Origin of the sequence: Micromonospora sp. NPDC005299, assembly GCF_042872345.1 — a bacterium.
Lineage (GTDB): Bacteria > Actinomycetota > Actinomycetes > Mycobacteriales > Micromonosporaceae > Micromonospora.
Window position 1 is genome coordinate 192,407 of the sequence record NZ_JBIAKG010000013.1, and the last position, 9,512, is coordinate 201,918.

The following is a 9,512-nucleotide window of genomic DNA, read 5'->3' on the forward strand; positions in this document are numbered from 1 at the left end:
GCGGTCAGGGTTCGACGAAGGACGGCTCGGCGGGCTCGGCCACCGTGTAGTCGCGTTCCCAGCCCTCGTTCTCCAGCTTGATGCTCTGGATGGCCACGGCGTTGGCGTTGGCGTCCAGTTCGGGCAGCGCCACCCACTCGGACACCCAGCACCGGTAGACCTTGTACGCGATGACCAGCTGCCCGGCCTCGTTGTACATCTCGATGATGATGTCCTTGCGGAAGTCCGCCAGGGACGTCTCCGCGCCCAGTCCGGAGCCGTAGTTCCACACCTTGTTGGCCCACTGCTCGAAGTCCGGGTCGTGGGTGACGCCGCGCTCCAGCACGATCGCGTCGTACTCGGTGCGGCCCGGCGACTTGCGGCTGCTGCTCGGGTCGCCGCCGTGCCGGTGGGTGACCACCTCGGTGCTCCGCTTCAGCGTGCCGATCTTGCTGATCCCGGCGACGTATCGCCCGTCCCACTTCGCCCGGAACTTGAAGTTCTTGTACGGGTCGAAGCGCTGCGCGTTGACCGTGAACTCGGCCATGCCCGCCCCTCCTAGGTCGCCGCGGCCGCGGTCCGCTGCTGGATGCCGATCACCACGAACTCGGCCGGCTTGACGGCCGCGAAGCCGACCAGGATGTTCAGCACCCCCCGGTCGATGTCGTACTGCGTGGTGGTCTCGCTGTCGCACTTGACGAAGTACGCCTCCCGCGGGGTGCGGCCCTGGAAGGCGCCCTGCCGGAACAGGTCCTGGAGGAACCCGCCGATCGACGCCCGGACCTGCGCCCACAGCGGCTCGTCGTTGGGCTCGAACACCACCCACTGGGTGGCCCGCACCAGCGTCTCCTCCAGGAAGAGCGCCAGCCGCCGCACCGGCACGTACCGGTACTCGTCGGCGAGCAGGTCCGCGCCGCGCAGCGTCCGCGCGCCCCAGACCAGCGTCCCGGTGGCCCGGAAGGTGCGTAGGCAGTTCACCGCGTACGGGTTGAGGGCGCCGTTCTCGCCGTCGGTGAGCACGAGCGCCGGCCCGGTCACCCCCGCGAGGGCCGCCTCCACCCCGGCGGGCGCCTTCCACACCCCGCGCGCCGCGTCGGTGCGGGCCATCACGCCGGCGACCGCGCCGCAGGGCGCGAACTCGCGGACCGCGCCGTCGCGCAGCGGGTCGGGCCGGCGCACCCGGGGGAAGTAGAGGGCGCCGTTGCGGCCGTTGGCGGTCAGCCCCCGCGCGCCGAGCCAGGCCCGGATCGTGTCGGCGGTCTCGGTGGGCGGCGGGTCGACGAGCAGGAAGGCCCGCTGGCGTACGCAGAAGTCCAGCGCGTCGGCCCACACGGTGTCGTCGAGGGCCTGGTCGGGCACCGACGGCGGCAGGCAGAGCAGAGTGAACAGGTCGGCGTCGCGCAGCGCGTAGATGCCCTGCTTGGTGCCCTCCAGCGCGCCACCGTCGGTGTACTCCGCGGCGGTCAGGTGGGTGCCGTCGATGCCGGTGGCCGCCGGATCGGCGGTGTCCACGTCGTAGCCGCCCGCGTCGGGCCGGCCCGTGCCGGGCAGCGCCGGCGCCGCGCCGACCCGGACCAGCCGGGAGGCGGCCAGCACGGTGTCCAGCCGGCGCGGTCCGTCCACCAGGGTCACGTTCGGGTACGTCTCGATCAGCACCGGGTTCTCCGCCGGGCCCTCGCGCACGGTCAGGTGGAACAGCTCGTCGGCGTCCACCCCCTGCTGGTCGGCGACCGTGGTGGCCTCCTCGCCGGTCGCGTGGGTCACCTCGGCGTGCAGCGCGTTGCCCCAGCCGCCCGGCCCCACCGCTTGGAGGGTCAGCGCGCCGTTGAGGTCGAGCTGCGCGATGGTGGCGTCGCGGGCCAGCCGGACGATGACGGCCTGGTTGCCGCCGTTGAGGTAGAAGTCGCGCACCGCGTAGCCGAGGCCGCTGTCCCGCCACAGGCCGCCGAAGGTGCGTTCGAACTCAGCGTACGAGGAGATGGCCACCGGCACGTCGACCGGCCCGCGCAGCGCCCGCCCGACGAACGCGGCCACGGCCGTGGCGACGCCGGTGATGGTGCGACTGCCGCCGGGTATCTCCTGGATGTAGACCCCGGGATGGCTGAGCGTTGCCGCCATGACGACTCCTCGACTCCACGGGCGTGCCGTACGCCGCTGGCGCGACTGTGCCGTCCGCCCGTCACCGCGCCGTCACCCGGCCGTGTCGCCCCGGTGTCGGTGGCTGCCGGTACGGTCCGCGTCGTGACAGCGCCAGAATGGGACCTCCGGACGATCGCGGCCGCGCTCCACGGGACGGTTCTCGAGGACCATCCCGTCGAGGAAGGGATCGGCGGCACCGTCATCGTCGACGAGGTGGACCCGAGCCGTCTGCTCGAGGCGTGGCGGGCCGCCCGGGCAGTCACGCCGACCACGGGCCGGTGCCCGGTCTTCACACTTCCCGGCGACCTGCACCACGAGCCCACGCCGGCCGAGATCGACGACTTGGCGCGGGCGGCGCGGGCGATCGACCCGTGGGCGGCGTTCCGGCGGCACCGGGACGACCGTCCGATGGAGCCGTGGCGGATCGAGAGCTACGTGAGCGCCTTCCTGGGCGCCGAACGGCTGCCCCTGGCCGCCGGGCCGCTGGCGGCGCCGACGAGCGAGCCGGAACTGGACCGGTGGCTCTACGACACCCTGCTGGCGGACCCGGTCCTCGCCGACCTCGCCCGCGGCTGGTACGAGCCCCTGGTCGGCACCCGCACCTGGCATCCGATGCGGGAGGTGCAACTGGTGCTGCTGCCCACGACGTCCCCGTGGCTGGCGCCGGCCTGGGTCGGCTACTTCGGCGCGATCTTTCCCGGTGGGCCGGAGGCGTGGGCTGCGGCGATGCGGCAGTGGCACCGGCACTGGGGGGCCGAGCTGGTGGCCGCCTTCAGCACCACGCTGCAGTTCGTCGTGTCCCGGCAACCGCAGCCGGGCCCGCCGGCCTGGGAGCTTGCCGGTCAGCTCCTCGCCGTCGGCGGCAGCCTTCAGCACGAGCAGTGGCAGCTCGCCATGGCCGTTGCCCGCAGCGACGCCTGGTTCCTGCACGACCGCCCCTAGTACGGCGGCCGCCGTCTGAGATGACGCCGGCCGGTGCGGGGTAGATGCGGCGCGGCACCGCGTGATCGTCTGTAGGCCGTCCATGGGCCCGTGCGTAGTTGCTCCAGGTGGCGCGGTGGCATCGGGGTTTTCTGCAAGACGCGTCGCGTGAAGTGCAGATCCGCTGGGATGGGCGAGTGATGGCCGATCGGCGATGGGGACGTGGACACGCGGTAGGGCTGCTGCGCGGCAAGGAGAGCGTGCAGCAGGCGACCTACGTGGAGTTGTTCTTCGACCTGGTGATGGTGTTCGCTCTCAATCGGTTGGTGGCGTTCGCGGCGCCATCGGTGGGCGGTGGCGACCTGGCGGAGCAGTGGACGGCGATCGGACGCATCTTGTTGCTGTTCGCGCCGCTGATGTGGTTGTGGATCATCACGGCGTACATCACCGCCCGGTTCGACCCGCGGACCGCCCACACCCAGTGGATGATCGTGGTGACGGCGTTCGCGCTGCTGGTCATGGGAACGACGGTGCCCCACGCGTTCGGCGGCGCGGGAATGACCTTCGCGGTGGCGTACGTCCTCGCTCAGGTCAGCCGCGCGATGATCTTCGGTTACGCGCTGGGCCGGCACGCGCTAGCCCGACTGTACTTTCGGGCCCTGATCTGGTTCCTGGTCGCCGGGGTGTTCTGGATCGGCGGGGCGTTGACCTCGGGTGGGACGCAGGCCGCCTGGTGGCTCGCGGCGGTCGTAGTTGATCTCGGCTCCGCGTGGCGGGGGTGGCCCGTACCAGGCCTGGGCAAGGGGCGAGCGACGGCATGGGCCATCGCGCCGCACCATCTGGCGGAGCGGTACCAGCAACTGGTGCTGATCGCCCTGGGCGAAACGATCCTCGCTGTCGGCGTCACCTACGCCACCGGGCTCGGCCGTGTCGGCGGCTACCAAAGCATTGGCCTGCTGCTGGCGTTCCTCACGACCGTCCTGCTATGGCGCATCTACTTCCACAAGGCCGGCCAACTTCTCGGCGACGCCGTCGCCGAGGCCGAGGATCCGGCCGGACTGGGTCGCTTCGCCGCGTCCGCCCACGTCGTGATGATCCTCGGCATCGTGGGAACCGCCATCGGCCACGAAATCGTCCAAACCCACCCCGTCGGCCACAGCTACCCGACGTGGCTGATCATGATCCTCGGCGGGCCGGCCTGCTACCTCACCGGCCGGGGCGCTCTGGAACGGGCCGTCTTCTCCCGACTGCCCCCACACCGCTGGATAGGGGCCTTGGCCCTCCTGCTGGCAGTCGTACCCCTGACCGCCGCGCCGCCACTAGCAGCCGCGATCACCGCCACCGTGATCCTGGCCGGCATCGCAGCCATCGACACCCGCCGCTCGGCCCACCGCCCACCGGAACAACCCCGACCCGGCGGCCGAACAACCGGGTGGCTGCCACCACTTCCCTGATACACAGGCTGCCGGTCGTGATCAGTGCTGAAGTTCGAGGTTGAGGTGGCGTGCGCAGTGGGATCGTCGGGCTTGGGCTTGATGACGTCACCGGAACCGTGACCAGCGCAAACGGTGGGTGAGGTTGCTGATCGGGCGAATGAGGCAGGTGTTGATCAGTCCACCCAGCCAGAGCAGCAAGATCTCAAACGGCGGCTGCCGTACTAGCGGAGGCCGGCCCTGAGACCGAGCCGCGAGACGGCGGCGGGCCCAGCGCGGTCGCCAGGTGGCCCGGTGACGCGGCGGGCACGCGCCGGTGACGACCAGGCGGCAGGCTGGCCCGGCCCGCGCACGACTCCTGCCCCGGAGGCGCTCCCGTGACAAGCCCCGACCCCGACCGCGGTGGGGTGGTGGTCGTCCGGGTGTGGCTCGAGGACCGGCCGGACGAGCTCGGCTTCCGCGCCCTGGTGACGAGCTGCGTCGACCTGGCCGGCGGCCGGCCGGAGAGCCGGGCGGTCACCTCGCCGGACGCGGTCGTCGAGGTGGTGCGCAGCCGACTGGTGGAGATCCTCGCCGGTCACCGAGCGCGGTGACGCCCACCGCCCGACCCAGGGAAGGCACATGACCGAGAAGATCAACTGGAGCCTCCAGGTCCGCGTGGCACACGGGCCGCAGATCGCGGCCACCGGCGTCGTCGACGTCGAGGCCTACGACAAGGTCTCGGTCGAGATCGCGGCCGGGGAGAGCCAGCAGGTGGACCTGGTGCCCGCCGGCACCGAGCGGGTGGGCATGGTGCTGATCGTGCCGGCCACGCCCAGCGCCGACCTGTCGTACGAGATCGACGGCACGGCGATCGCGCTCGACGGCGCGCACGCCTTCCTCGGCGCCGGGGCGGCCCGGCTGCTCGGCGCGGACCCGGCGAGCCTGACCTTCACCAACGACACCGCCGAACCGGCCCGGCTGGACATCCTGGTCGGCCGCGATGTCACCCCGTGAGGGCGGCCGCGATGTGACGCCGGGGTGACGCACCGCGTTCTACCCTGCCGAGGCCAGGCCCGCGGCGCAGGGAGGTCCCGGATGACCGCCGACTTCGTCGACGCCCTCGTGGCCGACCAGCCGGCCGGGTCCGGGCCGGTGCTGCGGCTGCTCGGCGACGTCCGGGTCAGCCACGGTCCCCGCTGGTACGACGTGCCCGAGGGCAGCAAGCGGCTGCTGGTCTACGTCGCCCTGCACCGCCGCCGCCTCGACCGGGGCCACGCCGCCGCCACCCTGTGGCCGGACGCCCCGGACGCGCGCGCGGCCGGCAACCTGCGCTCGGCGCTGTGGCGGCTCAACCAGGCACACGTCGGGCTGATCGGGGTGGACCGGCACCACCTGGCGTTCCGGCCCGGCGTGCTGGTCGACATCGACCTCGTCACCGCCTGGGCCGGCCGGCTGATCGCGGGCCGCCCGGCCGGCGCCGACCTGTCCGCGCTGCCCACCGGCGGGGTCCTGTTCGACCTGCTCCCCGGCTGGTACGACGACTGGGTGCTCACCGAACGGGAGCGGGTCCGCCAGCGGGTGCTGCACGGGATGGAGGCGATGAGCCGGCACCTCGTCACCACGGGCCGCTGCGCCGAGGCCGTCGAGGTGGCGCTCACCGCCGCCGGGGCGGAGCCGCTGCGGGAGAGCGCCCAGCGGGTGCTGCTGGAGGCGCACCTGGCCGAGGGGAACTGGGTGGAGGGGCGGCGCGGCCTGGACACCTACCGCCGGCTGCTGGCCCGGGAGCTGGACATGGAACCCGATCCGTGCCTGGGCGAGTTGCTCGACGCCTACCCGCGTGCCCGGCCGGCGGCCACCGCGGACCGGGAGCGCGCCTCCTCGATCAACGCCATGAGCTGAGCCGACGGTCGCACCCCCAGCTGCTCGGCGAGCAGCCGGACCACCAGGTCGGCGTGGCGCAGCGCGTCGCTGACGTTCCCCTCGGCCAGCATCGCGGTGAGCACCAGCCGGTGGCCGCTCTCCCGCAGCGCGTCCGCGGCGACCGCCTCCAGCGCCCAGCCCAGCCCGGCAGCCGGGTCACCCGCCCGGATCGCCGCCCCGGCGGCGTCCTCCAGCGCCCGCAGGGCCCGGTGCCGCAGCAGCTCCCGCTGCATGAGCACCCAGTCGTCGTACCAGCCGGGGAGCAGGTCGGGGCAGCCGTCGGCGGCGTACCGGCGCAGGAACGCCGGGTCGACCGGACCTCGGCCGGCGAGACAGCTGGTGTCCACCGACACCCCGGCGGTCAGCGCCAGCGGGCCGGTGGAGTCGGTGAGCAGCCCCGGTGCGGCCTTGCGCAGCCGCCACAGCGCCGTCCGCAGGTCCGCCGAGGCCCGTTCCTCAGGCTTGCTCGCCCACATCGACCAGGCGGTCCGGGCCCGGTCCGAGGCGCCGCGCACGGCCAGGAAGGCCACCAGCCGCTGCGCGGTCGCCGGCAGGGCGACCGGCTCGCCGTCCCGGTCGAGCGCGAAGCCGCCGAGCAGCCGCAGCCGCCAGCCGGCCCGGTGCGGGGGTACGGCCTCCGGCGCTGTTCCCGTGGTCATCCACACGTCGGCGCTCCGCTCTGTCGGGGTGTGGGCGGAGGGTCATCTCTCGAATACCGCAGGTCGCGGGTCCCGGGGAACGGGCCTGTCGGTGGCCGGACATACCGTTCGACCGGGCGGCCCGGCGGGCGGTCATGATCGGCGGCGGAGACCGGCCGAACAGCTGCTCCGCCAGGATGCGCGCCCGCGGCGGAGGCGGTGGGCAAAGTCGTTGGCGAACCGTCGGGGCTCGCCTATGGTGGGCGGATGTACCCGGTCGGGCTGTCCGCGACCGCCGTCACCACGGCGGCGTTCGCTGCTGCCCGCCGCCGGCGTCCCGAGGCCGTGCCCGCCCGTCCGGCGGGCAGCCGTTCCGTCGCGCCCATCCACGGCCTCCCGAGCCCGATCCCCACCGACCGTGGCCCACCCGGATCTCTTTTATCCGCGTACGGCCACTCAGGGCGAAGCCATCCGGCTTCGGCCCTTTTTCTTTTTCCTAAAAGGGGATCCAGATGGGCACCGACCTGCACGACGACCGGCTCACCCGGCTGCGGGCCACGCTGACCGACGACTTCGCGGCGCAGACGGCCCGGTTGACCGAACTCACCGCGGACACCGGCGACCCCGGCGAGGCGCACACCCGCGCCGCGCTGATCGCGGCCACCCGGCAGAGCCTGGGGCAGATCGGCGACGCGCTGCGCCGCATGGCCGACGGCGGCTACGGCCGCTGCGAGCGGTGCGCCGCGCCGATCCCGGTCGAGCGGCTGGAGGCGCTGCCGCACGCCCGCTTCTGCGTGCCCTGCCAGCAGAAGCACGGCTGACCCGGCGGGCGCCGGGCCGTCACCGCGCGGCCCGGCGCTCCGGCGCCCGGTGCGGCAGATCCGCGCGGGCGCCCGGCTGCGTACGCTGGCCCGGTGAACCGTCGTGACCGTGGAGACCGCCGATGACCAGCCCGCGCACCGTCCGGACCGCCCGTCACGCCGATGTGGCCGCCCTCGTCGACCTGGTCGAGTCGGCGTACCGGGGGGAGCGCAGCCGGGCCGGCTGGACCACCGAGGCCGACCTGCTCGCCGGGCAGCGCACCGACCCGGAGATGGTGGCCGAGTCCGTGACGAGCCCGGGCGGGACGGTCCTGGTCGCCGAGGACGGTATCGGGATCGTCGCCTGCTGCCAGTTGGAGCGCCGCGACGACCACGTCTACTTCGGGATGTTCGCGGTCGCCCCGGAGCGGCAGGGCGGCGGACTGGGCCGGGAACTGCTGGCCGAGGCCGAGCGGTTCGCGCGGGAGGAGTGGCACACCGGCGAGATGCGGATGACCGTGATCACGCAGCGGGACGACCTGATCGCCTGGTACGTGCGACGCGGTTACGTCCGCACCGGCGAGCTGAGCCCGTTCCCGTATGGTGACGAGCGGTTCGGCCTCCCGCTGCGACCGGATCTCGCGTTCGAGACCCTGCGGAAGAAGCTCGGCTGAGCCACCGGCGCGCGCGGTGCCTGAAGGAGTTTAACGTCGTAGTTGACGCCGACGAAGCCCAGGTGAACCCCGGGGCCGGGTGGCATTGATCGCCTGCATCGTCGCCTCCTGGGTGCCCACCGCCTCGACCACCGAGTGCGCGCCGAGCCGCCCGTGAGCTCAGAGTAATGTCGGTGCGAACGCGTATGACGTCGGCGAGGTCGTCGATCACCTCGGCGTGACAGCGCTCCGGCACCGCAGGAACGGACAGGTCGGTCAGCCGACCGGGGCGGGCACGGGGCCGGTGGCCGAGGCCGAGCGGTTCGGTGTGCCGCTGCGACCCGGACCTGGCGTTCGAGACCGTTACCTTTCAGTGCGCTCTAGCGAGCACACGGTTGGTAGTCCCGCCTTGCGGTGGGACGGTCCCGGTCTGACCGGCGGGCGCCGTGCCGGGTTCACGCTTCACAGCCGCCTGCCCGCGTTGGCGGGTCTTCCGGTCGGCTCCACGTGCTGCCACCGGGCCACTCCCGGCGGTGTCAAACTGGGCCGCCAGGGCGGCCAGGTTTAGTGAGGCGTTGCGGTCGCGGTCGGTGAGCAGGCCGCACGCCTGGCAGTGGTAGGTGCGCTCGGACAGGGCCAGCTTGGCTTTCACGGTGCCGCAGCCTGAGCAGGTTTTCGAGGACGGGTACCACCGGTCGGCCACGATCAGCCGGCCGCCGTTCCACTGGGTTTTGTACGTGAGCTGCCGGCGGAGTTCGGCGAGTCCGGCGTCGGCGATGTGTTTGGCGAGTCGCCGGTTGGCGAGCATGCCGGTGATGTTGAGGTCTTCGACCACGATCGTGGCGTGTTCGTGGGCCAGCCGGGTGGTGAGTTTGTGCAGCCCGTCGCGGCGCAGGTTGGCGACCCGGGCGTGGGCGCGGCCGAGCCTGTTCGCGGCGCGCTGCCAGCGGTTGGAGGGGCGGCGGCCGGTTCTGCGGTCCGGGCCGGTCTTGCGCGACAGCGCCCGGCCGAGGTGCCGCAGGCGCTGCTGGGCAGTGCTCAGGTGGC

At 73.0% G+C, this 9,512-nt stretch carries 11 protein-coding genes; 7 read left to right on the plus strand and 4 right to left on the minus strand.

Annotated elements, in window-relative coordinates; translation table 11 throughout:
* Positions 1 to 4 precede the first annotated feature (4 nt).
* Positions 5 to 526: a phage tail protein gene (locus ACFYPD_RS29515; RefSeq protein WP_091261579.1), complete on the minus strand. Its 522-nt coding sequence runs from the start codon at positions 524 to 526 to the stop codon at positions 5 to 7.
* An 11-nt stretch (positions 527 to 537) separates the two neighbouring features.
* Positions 538 to 2,097: a phage tail sheath subtilisin-like domain-containing protein gene (locus ACFYPD_RS29520; protein ID WP_387120468.1), complete on the minus strand. Its 1,560-nt coding sequence runs from the start codon at positions 2,095 to 2,097 to the stop codon at positions 538 to 540.
* A 123-nt stretch (positions 2,098 to 2,220) separates the two neighbouring features.
* On the opposite strand from ACFYPD_RS29520, the gene ACFYPD_RS29525 reads away from it, so the two are divergent.
* The 5 genes from ACFYPD_RS29525 (at position 2,221) to ACFYPD_RS29545 (ending at position 6,353) form a co-directional block, all read left to right on the plus strand.
* Complete coding sequence (locus tag ACFYPD_RS29525) at positions 2,221 to 3,060, plus strand: DUF4253 domain-containing protein (RefSeq protein WP_387120471.1); 840 nt, start codon at positions 2,221 to 2,223, stop codon at positions 3,058 to 3,060.
* A gap of 239 nt (positions 3,061 to 3,299) precedes the next feature.
* The gene (locus ACFYPD_RS29530; protein WP_387120474.1) at positions 3,300 to 4,493 is read left to right on the plus strand and encodes a low temperature requirement protein A; all 1,194 of its coding nucleotides are present in this window, start codon (positions 3,300 to 3,302) and stop codon (positions 4,491 to 4,493) included.
* Positions 4,494 to 4,849: 356 nt separating this feature from the next.
* Positions 4,850 to 5,065, plus strand: a complete 216-nt coding sequence (locus ACFYPD_RS29535; protein ID WP_387120477.1) for a hypothetical protein — start codon at positions 4,850 to 4,852, stop codon at positions 5,063 to 5,065.
* A 28-nt stretch (positions 5,066 to 5,093) separates the two neighbouring features.
* Entirely contained in the window at positions 5,094 to 5,468 is a 375-nt protein-coding gene (locus ACFYPD_RS29540; RefSeq protein WP_091308430.1) for a hypothetical protein, read from the plus strand.
* An 81-nt stretch (positions 5,469 to 5,549) separates the two neighbouring features.
* On the plus strand, positions 5,550 to 6,353 hold the full coding sequence (locus ACFYPD_RS29545; protein ID WP_387120480.1) for a BTAD domain-containing putative transcriptional regulator: 804 nt from the start codon (positions 5,550 to 5,552) through the stop codon (positions 6,351 to 6,353).
* Here ACFYPD_RS29545 and ACFYPD_RS29550 read toward each other — a convergent pair.
* Positions 6,284 to 7,033, minus strand: coding sequence for a BTAD domain-containing putative transcriptional regulator (locus ACFYPD_RS29550; protein WP_387120483.1), 750 nt, complete (start codon positions 7,031 to 7,033; stop codon positions 6,284 to 6,286). The genes ACFYPD_RS29545 and ACFYPD_RS29550 overlap by 70 nt on opposite strands.
* A 491-nt stretch (positions 7,034 to 7,524) precedes the next feature.
* Here ACFYPD_RS29550 and ACFYPD_RS29555 point away from each other — a divergent pair, with 491 nt between their 5' ends.
* Together ACFYPD_RS29555 and ACFYPD_RS29560 are read left to right on the plus strand one after the other, a co-directional pair.
* The gene (locus ACFYPD_RS29555) at positions 7,525 to 7,833 is read left to right on the plus strand and encodes a TraR/DksA family transcriptional regulator (protein ID WP_387120485.1); all 309 of its coding nucleotides are present in this window, start codon (positions 7,525 to 7,527) and stop codon (positions 7,831 to 7,833) included.
* Positions 7,834 to 7,955: 122 nt separating this feature from the next.
* Positions 7,956 to 8,486 (plus strand): GNAT family N-acetyltransferase, encoded by a 531-nt coding sequence (locus ACFYPD_RS29560; RefSeq protein WP_387120488.1) that lies wholly within the window; start codon positions 7,956 to 7,958, stop codon positions 8,484 to 8,486.
* A gap of 349 nt (positions 8,487 to 8,835) precedes the next feature.
* Here ACFYPD_RS29560 and ACFYPD_RS29565 read toward each other — a convergent pair.
* The coding region (locus tag ACFYPD_RS29565; RefSeq protein WP_387120491.1) for an RNA-guided endonuclease TnpB family protein at positions 8,836 to 9,512 on the minus strand (677 nt) is incomplete at its 5' end.